This is a genomic window from Paraburkholderia agricolaris (genome assembly GCF_009455635.1).
GTDB lineage: Bacteria > Pseudomonadota > Gammaproteobacteria > Burkholderiales > Burkholderiaceae > Paraburkholderia > Paraburkholderia agricolaris.
In genome coordinates this window covers 415,682-432,252 of record NZ_QPER01000001.1, presented here as the reverse complement: position 1 = coordinate 432,252, position 16,571 = coordinate 415,682, and the positions used below count along the sequence as shown (strand labels likewise).

The 16,571-nt window shown below is 61.9% G+C and carries 13 protein-coding genes; 3 read left to right on the top strand and 10 right to left on the bottom strand.

The window, feature by feature from the left end:
- Positions 1 to 64: 64 nt before the first annotated feature.
- From GH665_RS01940 to GH665_RS01910, 7 genes are all read right to left on the bottom strand, one after another.
- Positions 65 to 1,063 carry an arabinose ABC transporter substrate-binding protein gene (locus GH665_RS01940; RefSeq protein WP_153134447.1) on the bottom strand — a complete coding sequence of 333 codons (999 nt, stop codon included), beginning with the start codon at positions 1,061 to 1,063 and terminating at the stop codon, positions 65 to 67.
- Positions 1,064 to 1,163: 100 nt separating this feature from the next.
- Positions 1,164 to 1,940 (bottom strand): SDR family oxidoreductase, encoded by a 777-nt coding sequence (locus GH665_RS01935; protein ID WP_153134446.1) that lies wholly within the window; start codon positions 1,938 to 1,940, stop codon positions 1,164 to 1,166.
- Positions 1,937 to 2,617 (bottom strand): 2-dehydro-3-deoxy-6-phosphogalactonate aldolase, encoded by a 681-nt coding sequence (locus tag GH665_RS01930; RefSeq protein WP_153134445.1) that lies wholly within the window; start codon positions 2,615 to 2,617, stop codon positions 1,937 to 1,939. The genes GH665_RS01935 and GH665_RS01930 overlap by 4 nt, the downstream gene beginning before the upstream one ends.
- A 36-nt stretch (positions 2,618 to 2,653) precedes the next feature.
- Positions 2,654 to 3,712 (bottom strand): 2-dehydro-3-deoxygalactonokinase, encoded by a 1,059-nt coding sequence (locus GH665_RS01925; protein ID WP_153134444.1) that lies wholly within the window; start codon positions 3,710 to 3,712, stop codon positions 2,654 to 2,656.
- Complete coding sequence (locus GH665_RS01920) at positions 3,709 to 4,683, bottom strand: IclR family transcriptional regulator (protein WP_153134443.1); 975 nt, start codon at positions 4,681 to 4,683, stop codon at positions 3,709 to 3,711. Before GH665_RS01920 ends, GH665_RS01925 begins: the two co-directional genes overlap by 4 nt.
- Positions 4,684 to 5,207: 524 nt before the next feature.
- Entirely contained in the window at positions 5,208 to 6,338 is a 1,131-nt protein-coding gene (locus GH665_RS01915; RefSeq protein ID WP_153134442.1) for an IS481 family transposase, read from the bottom strand.
- Between the two features lie 199 nt (positions 6,339 to 6,537).
- Positions 6,538 to 8,178, bottom strand: a complete 1,641-nt coding sequence (locus GH665_RS01910; RefSeq protein ID WP_153134441.1) for a methyl-accepting chemotaxis protein — start codon at positions 8,176 to 8,178, stop codon at positions 6,538 to 6,540.
- Positions 8,179 to 8,482: 304 nt separating this feature from the next.
- On the opposite strand from GH665_RS01910, the gene GH665_RS01905 reads away from it, so the two are divergent.
- The gene (locus GH665_RS01905) at positions 8,483 to 9,283 is read left to right on the top strand and encodes a bestrophin-like domain (protein ID WP_153134440.1); all 801 of its coding nucleotides are present in this window, start codon (positions 8,483 to 8,485) and stop codon (positions 9,281 to 9,283) included.
- 30 nt (positions 9,284 to 9,313) lie between these two features.
- Here GH665_RS01905 and GH665_RS01900 read toward each other — a convergent pair whose 3' ends face one another.
- The 3 genes from GH665_RS01900 to GH665_RS01890 form a co-directional block, all read right to left on the bottom strand.
- A complete protein-coding gene (locus tag GH665_RS01900) occupies positions 9,314 to 10,063 on the bottom strand; it encodes a hypothetical protein (RefSeq protein WP_153134439.1) in 750 nt (249 codons plus the stop codon).
- Positions 10,064 to 10,406: 343 nt separating this feature from the next.
- Positions 10,407 to 10,952, bottom strand: coding sequence for a single-stranded DNA-binding protein (locus GH665_RS01895; RefSeq protein WP_153134438.1), 546 nt, complete (start codon positions 10,950 to 10,952; stop codon positions 10,407 to 10,409).
- Positions 10,953 to 11,075: 123 nt separating this feature from the next.
- On the bottom strand, positions 11,076 to 12,263 hold the full coding sequence (locus GH665_RS01890; RefSeq protein WP_167530892.1) for an MFS transporter: 1,188 nt from the start codon (positions 12,261 to 12,263) through the stop codon (positions 11,076 to 11,078).
- Between the two features lie 283 nt (positions 12,264 to 12,546).
- Here GH665_RS01890 and uvrA point away from each other — a divergent pair, with 283 nt between their 5' ends.
- Together uvrA and GH665_RS01880 are read left to right on the top strand one after the other, a co-directional pair.
- Positions 12,547 to 15,420 (top strand): excinuclease ABC subunit UvrA, encoded by a 2,874-nt coding sequence (gene uvrA / locus GH665_RS01885; protein ID WP_153134437.1) that lies wholly within the window; start codon positions 12,547 to 12,549, stop codon positions 15,418 to 15,420.
- A gap of 34 nt (positions 15,421 to 15,454) precedes the next feature.
- A complete protein-coding gene (locus tag GH665_RS01880) occupies positions 15,455 to 16,540 on the top strand; it encodes an AI-2E family transporter (protein WP_153134436.1) in 1,086 nt (361 codons plus the stop codon).
- The last annotated feature ends 31 nt before the right edge of the window (positions 16,541 to 16,571 follow it).

The window sequence follows — 16,571 nt, the reverse complement described above, 5'->3', positions numbered from 1 at the left end:
CGCCCAATCCTTGGAGAATGACGCACCGGCAGTTCACTTCATTGCACTGCGGTACAACAACTGCTTACTTCGATGCAAGGCCCATCTTCTCGCGTACTTCACCCACGTTGTCACGCGTGGCCAGCATGCCGGTCGTCAGCGTGAGCATCGGCGGCTCCTTGCCTTGCGTGATCCAGTCGTACATCAGCGTGGAGGTTTCTTCGCCGTGACGCTTCGGGCTGATGATGACCGTGCCGTAGAAGCCGGTCGGCGACGGCTTCTTGAACTCGTTCAATGCCGAGTCCGAGCCGCCGATACCGATACCGATCATGTTGTCCGCCTTGAAGCCACGGCCTTCCGCCGCGCGCACCGCACCGAGCACGCCTTCGTCGTTCAATGCATAGGCCACCCAGTGCTTGAACTGCGGGTTCTTGGTGAACGCGATGTTGGCAGCGTTGAAAGCGTTTTCCGTGTCGGTCTTCGCTTGCGGCGCTTCAATCACGTTGGCCTTCGGGAAACCGGCGGCGACGAGCGCGTCGGTTGCACCGGTAGTGCGATCAACCGCGGTCGGCAACTGGTTGTAGGTCACGTCGATCGCGCCCACGTCTTTCATGTCCCAGCCGCGCTTCTTGATTTCCGCAGCCAGACCGTCGCCCACCTGCTTGCCGATGTTGTAAGCCGAGATGCCCATATGCGGCACCGATGCGATCGGCTTGCCGGCGCCGTCGACGAGGCGGTCGTCGACCGTCATCATCTTCAGGCCGTCGGCTTTCGCCTTGGCGACGATGCCCGGTCCGAGCTTGACGTCAGGCGTGCAGATCACAAAGCCTTGCGCTTTCTGAGCCGCCAGGTTGTCGATAGCGCTCATCACCTTCTCGCCCGACGGCGCGCCGATCTTCACCAGCGTGAAACCCTTTTGCTTGGCGGCGATTTCGGCGAACTTCCACTCGTCCTGGAACCACGGTTCTTCCGGCTGCTTCACGAGGAAGCCAATCTTCACCGGATCAGCGGCCTGCGCGACCGGTGCGTTGAAGAGCACACCCGTCGCCGCTGCTGCCAGCGTGAGGAAAATTCTTCGTTTCATAATGCGTGTCTCCTGACTAATTGATAACGAGAAGGTATCGGCCGCGTCTTCTTGTACCGGTTGTGACACACGCGGCCAGCGCGTCGTCCGGTGAAACTTTTCAGTCGTGATACAGCGCCGAGCGGCCGCCATCCACGGTGATGCAGGTGGCGTTGATGAACGGTGCTTCGTCCGACGCGAGAAACACCGCCGTCATCGCCACTTCTTCCGGGCGGCCGATGCGCTTCATCGGTTGCAGATCGAGCGTTGCCTGTTTCGCGGCGGCCGGATCGGCTTGTTCGTTCCACCAGTCATGCGTCAGTTGCGTCTCGACGTACCCCGGCGCGATCGCGTTGACCCGCACATTGCGCGGCGCGTACTCGATGCCGAGCGCGCGCGTCAAACCGATTACGCCGTGCTTCGCGACCGGGTACGGAAAGCATCCCGGAATGATCTTGAATGCATGCGTCGACGCGATATTCACGATGCTGCCCGCGCCGCGTTCGACCATGCCCGGCAACACCGCGCGACACCCGTTCCATACGCCGTCGAGATCGACCGCGAAGCAGCGGCGCCAGTCTTCGTCGGTCATCGTCAGCGGATCGCAGAACACGTTGATGCCGGCGTTGTTGACTAGCACGTCGAGCGCGCCGAACGCATGTTCCGCCTCGCTCACCGCGTGCTGAACCGACGCCGATTGCGTCACATCCGTATGCACCGCGAGCGCACGCGCACCGGTTTGCGCGCTGATCTGCTCTGCCGTCTGCCGCGCCGTTTCTATATCCAGTTCCGCCAGTACAACCGCCGCGCCCTCGCGTGCAAACGCGAATGCAATCGCCGCGCCGATGCCGCGCCCGGCACCGGTGATCAACGCGACCTTGTCGGCGAGCCGCTTCATTTCTTCGCGCCTGCGCGAGCGATGCGCAATCCGTTGACGAACGCTTTCGCATGCGAGGCGGTCACCGCCGCGCTCTGGCCCGGCTTATACAGCGCCGAGCCGAGGCCGAAACCGTTCGCGCCGGCACTCAAAAACGGCCCCATGTTGTCCGGCGTGATCCCACCGACGGGCACCAGCGGCACTTGCGCCGCGATCACCGCGCGCCACGCCTTCACAACCTGGCAGCCGAGTTGTTCCGCAGGGAACATCTTCAGCACGTCCGCGCCGTTTTTCAGCGCGATGAAGGCTTCATTCGGCGTCGCCACGCCCGGTGCGCACGCCATGCCTTGCGCCTTCGCGGCGCTGACGACTTCCGGATCGCTATGGGGCATCACGATCAGCTCGCCGCCGGCGGACTTAACGTCGTTGACGAAACTCGGATGCAGCACCGTGCCGGCACCGACGATCGCATCGGCCGGCAATGTCTTGCGAATCGCCGCGATGCTGTCGAACGGCTGCGGCGAATTCAACGGCACTTCGACGATGCGAAAACCGGCTTCGTACAGCGCCTGAGCGTGCTCGGCGGCATCGGCGGGTGTCACGCCGCGCATGATCGCGATCAGCGGACAGACCTCGAACGCCGCGATCAGACCCGCGTGCGGCATGTACGGGGCGGGCAGATTGATGTGAGGTTGCATGTCGGTTCCTTGTTTCGTGAGCGGCGGCGCTACCGGTTAGCCCGCGTGCGCCGCTTGGGGCGTGGGATTGACGAGCCCCGCCTGGGTCGCGACGCGCCACAAGCCGCGTTCGGTGGCGTACTTCACCAGCTCCGCGTGAGTGCAGCCAAATTGTGCGAGTGCGACGCGATAGCGCTCGCACAGCGCCTCATTGCCGATCAGGCGCAACTGCTGCCCGGCGAGCGAGTTGTGCTGTTGCGCGAGCACGGCTTCGAGACCGGCCAGTTCGTGCCCGATCAGCAGGCCCGACAGATAGTCCGGCTGCTGTTCACGCGAAAGCTGTCCAGTGAGCCCGAGCGTGCGGGAACTGAATACGGTAGCCAGCAGGCCCGCCTGACCTTTGTCGCGGGCGATCTTCACGCCATGCAGGAATGCATCGGTATCCGGACGATCTGGCGTATCCATCGTGCGGCCGAGGATGGTGTGTTCGCGCAGTGCTGCGAACACTTCACCGGTCATGAAGGTATGAAAACGTTCGATGCGGCCTGCCTGCACGACGGCCCACTTCGCGTGGGTGCCAGGCAAGCCGATCAGCGCGCGCTTGCTGCTGTCCACGACGCCGGTGTCCTGACCGAGTGCCCCGAAGATCTGGGTTTCCTCGCCGCGCATCACATTCGGCAGGTCGCCGCGCTGCAGGACGCCCGGCACGATGTGCAGCGTCACGCCGCCCGCGGCTTTGACACGGACGATGCCGGCCACCAGCGCATCGGCATTTGCCGGTGCGTCGACATACGGTGCTTCGACCCAGCCTTGCGCGCTGCCGACCATGCCGGCGGCGATCACCGACGCATCGGGTGCCTGCTCGAGCCAGGCGCCGCACGCGTCATCGAAGGCGGCGTCGAAGCCACCCTGTTCCGCGCTGCGCGGCAGATTCATGATGCCGGCCGTCGAGGCCCGTGTTGCCAGTACGTTACCGGCTGCGTCATACAGATACGCGCGCAGCGACGTCGTACCCCAATCGAGCGCGATCAGCGCAGCGTGTTGGAGCCTGGCGTCGGCGGCCGCGGTGCCGTTCACCGGATCGAGCGCCTGCGTTTGAGAACCCACTTGCTTCATCGTTTGATCCTGCGCGTTGCCGGTTGCGGCGCACGCCAGCCGAGTTCTTCCGAGATCGCGCGCGCTTCGCGCTGCACGACCGGGATCAGTTCATCCATGCGTTCGAGCGACATATACGGAATCGTGCTCGCCACCGACAGCGCCGCCACCACCGAGCCCGATGCATCGCGCACCGGCGCTGCGACGCAACGGATCGATGCTTCGTTTTCTTCGAGGTCGAAGGTATAGCCGCCGGCAGCGTAGTTGGTCATGCGTTGCATGAAGGTTGGCGCGTCGGGGCGGTTATCCGGCTTGAAACTGACGCCGGCGAGCGCACGCCGCGATGCTTCGAAAAGCGACTGCCACACATCCGGCGTGAGGTCGAGCATCATGGCTTTGCCGATACCCGTCGACGCCAGCGGCATCCGGTGACCGACGCGCGAGCGCATTTCGAGGCCACGGGTGCCGGGGATTTTGTCGATGTACAGCACGTCGTCGCCGTCGCGCACGCCGAGGTGGATCGTGTCGAGTGTCTGTTCAGCGAGCGATTCGAGATGGGGACGCGCGACTGCGGTGAGCGGCATCTGTTCGAGCGCGATGGTGCCGAGTTCGATCAGCTTCGGGCCGAGTAGATAGCCGCCTTGCACCTGGCGGAGATAGCGCGCCTGCACGAGGCTGCTCACCAGCCGGTGCGTGGTGCTGCGTGTCGTGCCGAGTGCGGCGCCGAAGGTGCGCAGATCGCGCACGCCGGCGGCGGCGGCTTCCAGAATCGCGAGGCCGCGCAACAGCGTTTGCGTGCCGGCTTGTTGCGGTGTGACGTCGAGCAGCGTGCTCGGCAACGCGATTTCGTCGACCACGGCCGGTTGCGCACTGGCGCGCGGGGCTTTGGCGGCATGAGCCCGCTGTGGCGCTGCACGGGTCGCGTGATTGGCTGACGGCGCCAGCTCGGCTTCGGACGCGCTCGCGGCGTGAGTGGGCATCGCTTTATTCATGGCGATTGGCTTTTCGATGGTTTTTTGCGCTTACAGCGCGGGACCGGAGAGGAGGCCTGTTTTGCTCGCAGTTTTGTTCGCGGCACAGGGCGGGTTGCCGGTGGCGCGGACATGCGGGTGCTGCCTTTGGGTCTTGGGCATGGGGTGGCTTGTCTCCGGTTTTTTTCTTGCTGTCGCTCGTTGTGGCCGTTTTTTTCTGGCTAACGAAACGTGTTGGCTGAATTGTAGGGCGGTTTTTTGAAAATCTCCAATATGTGAGTGTTGGATTCATATAATGGGATTTAGCCTTGCTGGGGGCTGGGTTTGGGGTTTGGGTTTTGGGCTGCTCGGCGGTTTCGTTGGGTTGCCTTTTTGGCGTTGCCTCGCTAATAGTCTGTTTCGCGGTGGTCTTTTGGCCTTTCCTTGCTGTGTTAGTGGTCTATTAGCGTTGCCCCTGTGCGGGGCGGCACTTACTTTCTTTGCCGCCGTGTATAGACCGGAGACATGGTTGACAAACGTGCGGAGACATCATTGACACTTTATGGTCAGTGATTGTCGCTCCTCAGGTCAAGGGTGAGGATGCGGTGATGGGCAAACCAGAATTCAAATACGCCGTCTTCGCCCGGCTTTGCGCGTGCCGCAACCGGCAGTCCATAAAGTGCATTCGAGACCTTGAGGTGCCGTCCTTCAAAGCGTAGCCGGCCATCCGATTTAACCAGCAGCACCACGTCATCCGGGCCGTACTCCGGCTCCGGCAGGATCGATGGATACGCCCGGGGGCTCGGCCGGTAACGGCTGATGGGCGTGTCCATGCCGATCGCCTCATGCGGGCGCTCGCAGTTATATACGGTGCGCCAGCGGTCCAGTTCCTGTTGCACGTGCTGCTGGGTAGCGAAGCTTCGTCCGTTCAGTACTTCAGCCTTCAGCGTACGGTGAAACCGCTCGTCCTTGCCGTTGGTCTGCGGGTGGTAAGGCCGGCTGTAACTGATGCGGATACCCAGCCGGATCAGCCAGACGGCCAGCTCGGTGAGCTGACCCGGACTGCCAGGCGAACCCCACGGCGAGCCGTTATCGGTATTGATGCGTAACGGCAGGCCATAGTGTCCAAACGCCTCCCGTAATCCTGTCTGCACGGTAGCGGTGTCGGTGGGTCCACAGGCGCGCAGCAGGATGCTGAAGCGCGAGTGGTCGTCGAGTACCGTCAGGGGGCTGCAGCGCTCCTTCCCGAGGGTCTCAAAGTGCCCCTTGAAGTCCATCTGCCAGAGTACGTTAGGCTGCTCGTGCTCAAAGCGCTTCCAGGGTTGGCTCATCGCTGAATCGGCCGGCAGGATCAGGTTGTGCCGGTGCAGGATGTCGGTCACGGTGCTGGGCTGCGGCACCGCCTCAAGGCCCAGATCACGCAGGCGCCGGCTGATCTTGCGGCCGCCCCAGCGCGGATGGGCCTGGCGCAGCCGTACCACTTCCTGCTCCATCGCAGTGGGGGTCTTCGACGGACTGCTGAGCGGGCGTCGGGATTGATCTGCCAGCGCATGCTCGCCGCGATGGAGCCATTTGTAGCCGGTCTGCCGGCTGATGTTAAAGCGCTGGCACAGCTCGGTCATCGTCAGCGTGTCCTGACTGGCCAGATGAACAAATTCCTGTCGGAGGCTCATAGTGTCTCTTGCGTTCCAGGGCATGGTCGGGACCGGGTGTTTTAGTACCCGGAAGTGTCAACCATGTCCCCGCACACCTGTCAGCTATGTCTCCGGTCTATACACGGCGGCAAAGAAAGTAAGTGCCGCCCCGCACAGGGGCAACGCCAATAGACCACTAACACAGCAAGGAAAGGCCAAAAAGCCAGATCAACAAGGAAACCGCCGACCAGGCAAAAAACCATCACCCCACTACAACCCCACTCAAATCCCCCATCACCGGCGCAGCACCAACTCCCCCTCGCCGACCGGCAAAAGAAGAAACACCACTCCCCGTCTGGAAGACCGCCACAGCCGAAGTCAACCTGCGAGCCTGCTCCTCCAGCGAACTAGCCGCCGCAGCAGCCTGCTCCACCAGCGCAGCGTTCTGCTGAGTCACTTCATCCATCTGGGCGACGGCCAGATTCACCTGATCGATCCCTGTACTCTGCTCAATCGCCGCCGCCGCAATCTCACCCATGATCGAACTCACACGAGAAATCGCCTCGACAATTTCGGTCATCGTCGAACCCGAACGTTCGACCAGTTGCGAGCCGGCCTGCACCCGCGCCGTCGAAGCATCGATCAAGCCTTTGATCTCCTTGGCCGCCGCCGCGCTTCGCTGTGCCAACGAGCGCACTTCGCTCGCCACCACCGCAAAGCCACGCCCCTGCTCGCCCGCACGCGCGGCTTCGACCGCAGCGTTCAGCGCCAGAATATTGGTCTGGAATGCAATCCCTTCGATCACGCCGACAATGTCGGCAATCCGCCGCGAGTCGTCGACGATGCCATGCATCGTGCCCACCACCTGCTCGGTCAGGTCCCCACCTTGTGCCGCCAGGCTCGATGCCCCCTGGGCCAATGAACTCGCCTGTTTCGCATTGTCCGCCGTCTGCTTGACCGTCGAAGTCAGTTCTTCAATGCTGGCCGCCGTTTCTTCAAGCGACGCGGCCTGCTCCTCGGTACGTTGCGACAGATCGGTATTGCCCGCCGCGATCTCGCTCACGCCCGTATCAATAGACTCTGTGCCGTGACGCACGGCATTCACCGTCTCGATCAGCGAGTCCTGCATCTTGCGCAACGCCGCAGCGAGACGGCCCATTTCATTGTTGCTCGTCACGTCGATCTGGCTGGTCAGGTCCCCGTTGGCAATTCGCTGAAACTGCGCAATAGTCGCGTCGACCGGAGTGACAATGGCCCGCACCATGACCGCCCGCCCGATCAAGGAGCCCAGCAGCGACAAGCCCATGCCGACCGCCACCGCAATGCAGATCGCGTAGAACAGATCCTGTGCGTCCTGATAGCGCTGGGCGCCGTGATCGAGCTGCAACTGCTCGAGCGTAAGCATCGCCTTTTCGTACGCGCTATAGAGCGACGGCAGCTTGTGTGCCTGCAACTGCTCGAATGCGGTCTTGTCGCCCGACTTGAGCGCGGCCAGCGCCGGATCGACCCCCTCATGCAGGAACGTGTCGCGCTTGTCCTGCATGTCCTTGATCAAACGTTGTTCGTCGGCATCCGTGCTCGCACGGCTCAGATAGTGGGCAAGACGATCGTTCGACGCTTTCTGGTACTGATCGAACCGCTTGAGCACCGCGGTCGCGCCGTCCTGATCGTTCAGGTCCACCAACGACGCATAGGTCGCCAAAGCCAGACGCAGGCGCAACAGCTGTCCGGCGCTGCCTTCGAGATCGGCGACTGCGGGCGTGTCCACGGTGTACATCTGCTGCAGCGACGCGTTGCTCGAACGCAACGACAACAGTCCGGCAGCGGCGCCGAACAACAGCACCACACCAAAGAACACAATCATCAGGGTCAGGCAGGTTCGAATCGACAGATTTTTCAGCATCGGGCTGGTCTCCATTGGGCTGCCTGGCTGGATGTTCAGAGAATTAGCCTCGGCCACGCGTGCTGCGCCCAAGCCCATCGGCCAGGCCCGCAACTTTTGTTTGAAATTTAAGCGAATGCCACATAGAGGGTCTACGGCGGGATTACAGAAAACTTTATGGTTGGTTACGCATGCGTTTGCGCTGCCTCAACCTACGAACGGAAGTCGGCGGCCGCTCGCGCAAGGACATTTGCGGGACTACCCGGGTGGTCGGCGAACGGCTGTTGGTAGAAAGTAACAAGGCGCGCGTTTCCGGAGCATTTCTATGTCAGAAATAGGCTCGGCTCTGCTGGTTTTCGCTTTGTTGCTTGTCGGTACCGGCTTTGGCGTATGGGTGCGACCGTTGCTGCCCGAGGAGCACAAGGCGCACGAAACCGTGCAACTCATCCAGTTGGTTATCGGCATGCTGGTGACGTTCGCCGCTCTGGTGCTCGGGCTGATGACGGCGTCGGCGAAAACCAGCTTCGATACCGAATCGAATGATCTGCGCACCTTCGCGGCTGATCTGATCGAATTCGACACGACCATGCGGGAATACGGCAGCGATACGGATGAGGCCCGGCACCTGCTGCGCCTCTACACCGCGGCCGCGATTGCATCGACGTGGCCAGGCGAGACGGCTCCGACCGGTGACTATCCGCGGGACATCGGAACGCAGGACAACACACAGAAGCTGGAGAACGTGCGGCTCGGCGACATGCTGACCGCCGTGGGCCGGCAGTTGCGGCAACTGCGAGCGCACGATCCTTTACAACAGCGCGCGCTCAATGATGCGCTGACGCAATATCGACGAACCGTGGATGCCCGGTGGAAAATCATCGAGGAAGCGCACAGTTCGATTTCCCTGCCGTTCTTCGTGACGCTGACCTTCTGGTTGTGCGTGATTTTTCTCAGCTTCGGCTTGATCGCGCCGCGCAATGCGTTGGCATTGGTCATGATCTCGCTGGGAGCCGTTTCTATTGCTTCCGCTATCTATGTGATCGTCGATCTGGATACGCCGTTTACCGGGCCAATTGTGATTTCCAGTTCGCCGATGAGAGATGCGCTGGAACACCTCCGGCGGTGAGGGATTCTCGCTGACGAAGTTGAACGGTGATTACTCGACACGCAGCGAACCCGCCATTTGCTTGACCACGGGCGACCAGATCGCCTGCTCCGCGACGGGATAGGTAAATTGCACGCCGACGAGCGTGTCGCCGTGAATGATCATCTTTTCATACACGATTTCGTTCTTCGGTGTCTGGCAGGAAAACGCGACGAGATCCCGCTTGCTGACCTCGTAACTGGCCCTCACGCCAGCGCAAGGAAGTTCTTCTTCGCCGCGCAAGATCTTCGCCGCTGTCTCCTCGCTCGCGTTGAACCTGCCCCACACAGCGACTTGTGCCTTACCCGATTTCGCCGAAAAGACAACGCCGTCGCTGTTGTCGGCTTCCCGGCCGGCAACCAGCAGGTCGTCGGGATAGTCGATCGTGTAGGCGTAGCGCACGTTTGCGTAAGTCGCGGGCGGTTTGCCGGCCTGCTTGGCCGGCGGGTTCGATAGCTTCATCGGCGGGCCGGCGAACACCATGAACCCGACGCCGTCCGCGCCGAGACAATGAGGCGCGACGCTCGACGGATGCTCCAGGGCAAAGTCGACATAGCGCGGATGCGCAGTATCGACATCGAGGTCGATCTTGACGAGGCCATTGGCGCTCGCGTCGCGGAACTGGTTAAGCGTCGCCCAGTCACCGTTCGGCAGGGCTTCACTGGTATCGCCCGCGTCGTCGGTCGTCGAGTAAAACCGCGCGTTGCCCTCGAACACAGCGTGACATTGCGCAGAGGCAGCATATTCGACGCGATAGTGCACGGAGCGTCTGCCATCAATCGCCGGACCTTCGGCGACCGTGACGTCGGCCGTCTGGCCCTGCTCTTTAAAATGCAGTGTTGTGTTCCCGATTGCTGGCGCGCTGGGTGTTCCGGCAGCGACGCAAGCGGGGCCATTCACGGTAAGACAGATCGTCAGCAAGCAGGTCGCCAGGGCGTTCCGGATCGGCATAGACAGGAGATGGACAATTGGACGGGCGATGATCGCATGTCCGAAAGATGGCGTCGACACGACCAGGGCGTGATACGCGTCGGTTTTTATAGATACAAAAAGAAAAGCCCCGCTAGAAAGCGGGGCCGATTTTACATTCTGTGGTTACGCGACCTCAGAACGGAATATCGTCGTCCATCTCGTCAAACCCGCCGCCGGCCGGCGCGCTCGGACGGCTCGAACCACCGCCGCCGCCACCGCTGCCGCCACGCGAAGCGCCGCCGCCCGAGACCGCACGGCCGCCACCACCACCACCACCGCCGCTACGCTCCGACGGCTCACCGCGGCTGTAACCGCCTTCGTCGCCACCGCCGCCCATCGAGCCGCCACGGCCACCCAGCATTTGCATCTGCTCGGCGACGATTTCGGTCGAGTAACGGTCGGTGCCGTCCTGCGCCTGCCACTTGCGGGTGCGGATGCGCCCTTCCAGGTACACCGACGAGCCCTTCTTCAGATATTCGGACACGATTTCAGCCAGCCGGCCGAAGAACGACACGCGGTGCCATTCAGTCGCTTCCTTCATTTCGCCGGACGCCTTGTCCTTGTACCGATCCGTCGTTGCAAGGCGGATGTTCGCCACTGCGTCGCCGCTCGGAAGATAACGGACTTCCGGATCGGCTCCGAGATTGCCGACGAGAATGACCTTGTTCACGGATGCCATGAGTTTCTCCTGTTGATTCCGTTGCGGGCGGCGCGGCAACACACGATTCACGTCTCAAGCCAGCGGGCCGGAGACCGGAACTGCGCCTCAGCCCGCCGCCAGGTGAGTTCTGAGTGAGCCTTTTTACGCCTTGCGCGGCGGCTGTTTCATCTGTGCGGCGATTATAAGCCAGCAAAAGACCAGGCCCGAGCAGGTAAAGAATACGGCGCTTTGGCCGTCCACTTTCAGCAGCCAGCCGCCGACCACGCCGCCCAGTGCAAGACCGATCGACTGCGTGGTGTTGTACACGCCTGCCGCCGCGCCCTTGCGGGTGCCAGGCGCCAGTTTCGACACCAGCGAAGGTTGCGACGCTTCAAGAATATTGAAGCCCAGAAAATAAACAAAGAGGATCGCCGCCACACTCAGAATCGTATGCGGTGCGACGCCTAACAACAACTGTCCGATCAGGATAAGACCGATCGCCGACAGCAGCACGATTTTCATTTTTCCGCGCTTTTCTGCCGCGATGATCGCCGGGACCATCATCACGAACGAGAGACCCATCACCGGCAGATACACCTTCCAGTGCGACGCGACCGGCAGGCCGCCGGCCTCGAGAATACGCGGCACGACGAGGAACAACGCCGTTTGCGTGGCATGCAGCACGAGCACGCCGAAGTTCAAACGCAGCAGTTCGACGTTATGCAACACCTCGGCGAACGGCGCGCGCACGTGCACCGGCTTGGGCGCATCGGGCACGACCCACAGCACGAGACCGATCGCCAGAATCGAGAAGATGCCGACCAGCGTGAACAGACCACTCATGCCGACCCACTGGAACACGATCGGCGCACCGACAATCGCCACCGCGAACGAAATGCCGATACTGCCGCCGACCATCGCCATCGCCTTGGTGCGATGCTCTTCGGAGGTCAGGTCGGCAATAAACGCGATCACTGCGGACGACACCGCGCCCATGCCCTGAATTACCCGGCCAACGATAATCCATGTCATGTCGTGGGCGCCCGCCGCGACGAAGCTGCCGAGCGCGAAGATCAGCAGGCCGGTCGCAATGACCGGTTTGCGGCCAACCTTGTCGGAGACCCAGCCGTAGAAGATGTACAGCATCGACTGCGTTACGCCGTACGCACCGAGCGCGATCCCCACCAGCAGCACGTTGTCGCCGCCAGGGATGGTCTTCGCGTAGATCGAGAACACCGGCATGATCATGAAGAGACCGAGCATGCGCAGCGCGAAGATGGCGGCAAGCGACACGGTCGCGCGCATTTCAGGCGCGCTCATGCGTGAGGATGTAGCAGACGGATTGGACATCGGGAGCGTTCTTTGAATGAGCTGGGCGGCAAGCATGCGGCGCGGCATTCGGGCCGGCGGCCTTGCTACACGCCCGTCTGGAGCCTCGCGGCGCCTTGTACTCGCGGAAATCGGCCCCAGTTAGACCTCTTCTCCGCGGCGCTGGACCGCTGCCTTACAGCTTGCCTCATGCCTTCTTCGGGCTGTCAGGAAGCCGTAACGGCGGTCTTGAAAAGTCGTTATAGTAGCAGGTTTAGCCTCCTCCTCTTTCCGCCAGGTCACGGGCCAAGTCTTGGAATAACGCGTGGAACAAATCCGTATCCGTGGGGCTCGCACCCACAACCTGAAGAACGTCAATCTCGACCTCCCACGTCACAAGCTTGTCGTGATTACGGGCCTGTCCGGTTCGGGTAAATCGTCGCTCGCGTTCGACACGCTCTATGCGGAAGGACAGCGGCGTTACGTCGAAAGTCTTTCGGCTTACGCCCGCCAGTTCCTGCAATTGATGGAAAAGCCGGACGTCGATCTGATCGAAGGCCTGTCGCCGGCGATCTCGATCGAGCAGAAAGCGACCTCGCACAATCCGCGCTCCACGGTCGGCACCGTCACCGAAATTCATGACTATCTGCGGCTGCTGTTCGCCCGGGTCGGCACGCCATACTGTCCGGACCACGAAATTCCGCTGGAAGCGCAAAGCGTCTCGCAGATGGTCGACGCGGCGCTCGCCCTGCCGGAAGAGACGAAGCTGATGATCCTCGCGCCGGTGGTAGCGAACCGCAAAGGCGAGCACGTCGAACTGTTCGAGGAGATGCAGGCGCAGGGCTTCATCCGTTTTCGCGTGCGCTCGGGCGGCGGCACCGCCAACGAAGGCGTCGCGAAGATCTATGAAGTCGACTCGCTGCCGAAGCTGAAGAAAAACGACAAGCATACGATCGACGTCGTCGTCGACCGTCTGAAGGTGCGCGGCGATATGAAGCAGCGTCTCGCCGAATCGTTCGAAACGGCGCTACGCCTCGCCGACGGCCGGGCAATCGCGCTGGAAATGGACACGGACAAGGAGCATCTGTTCAGCTCGAAGTTCGCCTGCCCAATCTGCTCGTATTCGCTGCAGGAACTGGAGCCGCGCCTCTTCTCGTTCAACAACCCGATGGGTGCTTGCCCGGAGTGCGACGGCCTCGGCCAGATCACCTTCTTCGATCCGAAGCGGGTCGTCGCGCATCCGTCGCTATCGCTGGCGGCAGGCGCGGTGAAGGGCTGGGACCGGCGCAATCAGTTTTACTTCCAGATGCTGCAAAGTCTCGCGGCGTTCTACGAGTTCGACATCGACACGGCCGTCGAAGACCTGCCGGAGAAAGTCCGTAAGATTCTGCTGTTCGGTTCGGGCAAGCAGGAAATTCCGTTCTCGTACATCAACGAGCGCGGCCGCACTTCCGTGCGCGAGCATGTGTTCGAAGGGATCATCCCGAATCTGGAGCGACGCTACCGCGAGACCGATTCGGTCGCGGTGCGCGAGGAACTCGCGAAGTATCAGAACAACCAGCCCTGCCCGGCCTGCGCCGGCACGCGGCTGCGCCGGGAGGCCCGTTTCGTGCGGATCGGCTCTGACGGCGACGCGCGCGGCATCTTCGAAATCAGCGGCTGGCCGTTGCGCGACGCGCTCGGCTATTTCCAGACGTTGCGGCTCGAAGGCTCGAAGCGCGAAATCGCCGACAAGGTGGTCAAGGAAATCGTCGCGCGTCTGATGTTCCTGAATAACGTCGGGCTCGATTACCTGTCGCTCGAACGCAGCGCGGAAACGCTGTCGGGCGGTGAAGCGCAGCGGATTCGCCTCGCCTCGCAGATCGGTTCGGGTTTGACCGGCGTGATGTATGTGCTGGACGAGCCGTCGATCGGTCTGCATCAGCGCGACAACGATCGACTGATCGCCACGCTCAAGCATTTGCGCGACCTCGGCAACTCGGTGATCGTCGTCGAGCACGATGAAGACATGATTCGCATGGCCGACTATGTGGTCGACATGGGTCCGGGCGCGGGTGAGCACGGCGGCATGGTGATCGCAGAAGGCACGCCCAAGCAGGTCGAGGCAAACGCTGCATCGATGACCGGGCAGTACATGTCCGGCGCCCGCAACATCGAATTCCCGGACGAGCGCAAGGAACCGGACGAACGGCGTCTGCGCATCATCGAGGCGTACGGCAACAATCTGCAGCACGTCTCGCTCGATCTGCCGGTGGGCCTCCTGACTTGCGTGACCGGCGTGTCCGGCTCGGGCAAGTCCACGCTGATCAACGACACGCTGTACCACGCGGTCGCGCATCACCTGTATGGCTCGTCTACCGAGCCGGCACCGTACGAATCGATCGAAGGTCTGGAGCATTTCGACAAAGTCATCAACGTCGACCAGTCGCCGATCGGCCGCACGCCGCGCTCGAATCCCGCGACCTACACGGGCCTGTTCACGCCGATCCGCGAACTGTTCGCGGGCGTGCCGGCGGCGAAAGAACGCGGCTACGATCCGGGCCGCTTCTCGTTCAACGTGAAGGGCGGACGCTGCGAATCCTGCCAGGGCGACGGCGTGCTGAAGGTGGAAATGCACTTTTTGCCGGACGTCTATGTTCCCTGCGACGTCTGCCACGGCAAGCGCTACAACCGTGAAACGCTCGACGTGCAGTACAAGGGCAAGAACATCAGCGAAGTGCTCGACATGACGGTGGAGAACGCCTACGAGTTCTTCAAGCCGGTCCCGGTCGTCGCGCGCAAGCTGAAAACCTTGCTGGACGTGGGTTTGGGCTATATCCGGCTGGGCCAGTCGGCCACCACCCTGTCGGGCGGCGAGGCGCAACGCGTCAAACTATCTTTGGAACTGAGCAAGCGGGATACCGGTCGCACGCTATACATCCTGGACGAGCCGACCACCGGTCTGCACTTTCACGACATCGCATTGCTGCTGGAAGTCATTCATCGTTTGCGAGACCAGGGTAATACCGTCGTGATCATCGAGCATAATCTCGATGTAATAAAGACCGCCGACTGGGTCATCGATCTCGGCCCCGAGGGCGGTGCCGGCGGCGGCCAGATCATTGCGCAAGGCACGCCGGAGCAGGTCGCCAAGTCGAAGGCAAGTTTTACCGGCAGGTATCTGGCGCCGCTGTTGAAACGCACTGCCAGCAGAAAGTAACGCAGCACAACACGGGTTGGAGACGGAATAAGCCATGGCCAAGCGGAATCAGGCGCGCGACGACGGGGAAGTGCAGGACCTACGCCCACGCCCGGTCAGGCTGACTAGCGACATGAGCCTGCCGAAGCTGTCGGCAGTCGAAATCGGCAGTTACGTGCTGATGCTGATCGGAATGTGGGCGGTCATCGAACTGCGGTTGCTCGGAGCCTTGCTGGCCGGGCTGCTCGTGTATCAACTCGTGCATACCATTGCGCCGCGCATCGAGCGGCATATGTCGAGCCAGCGCGCACGCTGGCTCGCGGTGGTGATTCTCTCGGCCGTGATAGTCGGCGCATTGACAGGGCTGACGCTCGGCATCATCGAGCATTTCGAGAGCGACGTGCCGAGCGTGCAGAAACTGCTCGACCAGGCAATGCAGTTGATCGACGAGGCGCGCGGCCGGATTCCGCAATTCATCGCCAACTATCTGCCGGTCGACACCGAGCAGATGAAGACGAAAGCGACCGAGCTAATGCAAACGCACGCGAACATGCTGCAGCAAAGCGGCAAAACCGCGGCGCGCGGCTTCACGCACATCCTGATCGGCATGATCATCGGTGCGATCATCGCGGTCGGGGCGCAGAAGCATATGCAACGGCTGCCGCTATCCACGGCGTTCGTCACACGCGTGACCCGTTTCGCCGACGCCTTCCGCCGCATCGTCTTCGCTCAGGTCAAGATTTCCGCGATCAACGCGGTTTTCACCGGCATCTTCCTGCTGGTGATCCTGCCGTTATTTCACGACACCTTGCCGCTCTCCAAGACGCTGGTGCTGGTGACGTTTATCGCCGGCTTGCTGCCGGTGATCGGCAATCTGATCTCGAATACGATCATTGTCGCGGTGGCGCTCTCGGTGAGCTTTCCGGCGGCGATCATGTCGCTGATATTCCTGATCGTGATCCACAAGCTGGAATACTTCCTGAATGCGCGCATCGTCGGCGGCCAGATCGAGGCGCGCGCGTGGGAATTGCTGATCGCGATGCTCGTGATGGAAGCCGCGTTCGGCCTCCCCGGCGTGGTCGCGGCGCCGATCTTCTATGCGTACATCAAGCGGGAATTGATTTATCTGCGGCTGGTGTGAGCAGGCAGCAGCAAACAAAAAAAGCGGCCCC

Excerpts from the sequence above, each read along its gene's own strand:
- GH665_RS01890 (WP_167530892.1), bottom strand. The coding sequence starts at position 12,263 with ATGTCCAATCCGTCTGCTACATCCTCACGCATGAGCGCGCCTGAAATG.
- GH665_RS01925 (WP_153134444.1), bottom strand. The coding sequence starts at position 3,712 with ATGAAGCAAGTGGGTTCTCAAACGCAGGCGCTCGATCCGGTGAACGGC.
- GH665_RS01935 (WP_153134446.1), bottom strand. The coding sequence starts at position 1,940 with ATGAAGCGGCTCGCCGACAAGGTCGCGTTGATCACCGGTGCCGGGCGC.
- GH665_RS01915 (WP_153134442.1), bottom strand. The coding sequence starts at position 6,338 with ATGCCCTGGAACGCAAGAGACACTATGAGCCTCCGACAGGAATTTGTT.
- GH665_RS01895 (WP_153134438.1), bottom strand. The coding sequence starts at position 10,952 with ATGGCATCCGTGAACAAGGTCATTCTCGTCGGCAATCTCGGAGCCGAT.
- GH665_RS01880 (WP_153134436.1), top strand. The coding sequence starts at position 15,455 with ATGGCCAAGCGGAATCAGGCGCGCGACGACGGGGAAGTGCAGGACCTA.
- GH665_RS01930 (WP_153134445.1), bottom strand. The coding sequence starts at position 2,617 with ATGCAACCTCACATCAATCTGCCCGCCCCGTACATGCCGCACGCGGGT.
- GH665_RS01905 (WP_153134440.1), top strand. The coding sequence starts at position 8,483 with ATGTCAGAAATAGGCTCGGCTCTGCTGGTTTTCGCTTTGTTGCTTGTC.
- GH665_RS01920 (WP_153134443.1), bottom strand. The coding sequence starts at position 4,683 with ATGAATAAAGCGATGCCCACTCACGCCGCGAGCGCGTCCGAAGCCGAG.
- GH665_RS01910 (WP_153134441.1), bottom strand. The coding sequence starts at position 8,178 with ATGCTGAAAAATCTGTCGATTCGAACCTGCCTGACCCTGATGATTGTG.
- GH665_RS01940 (WP_153134447.1), bottom strand. The coding sequence starts at position 1,063 with ATGAAACGAAGAATTTTCCTCACGCTGGCAGCAGCGGCGACGGGTGTG.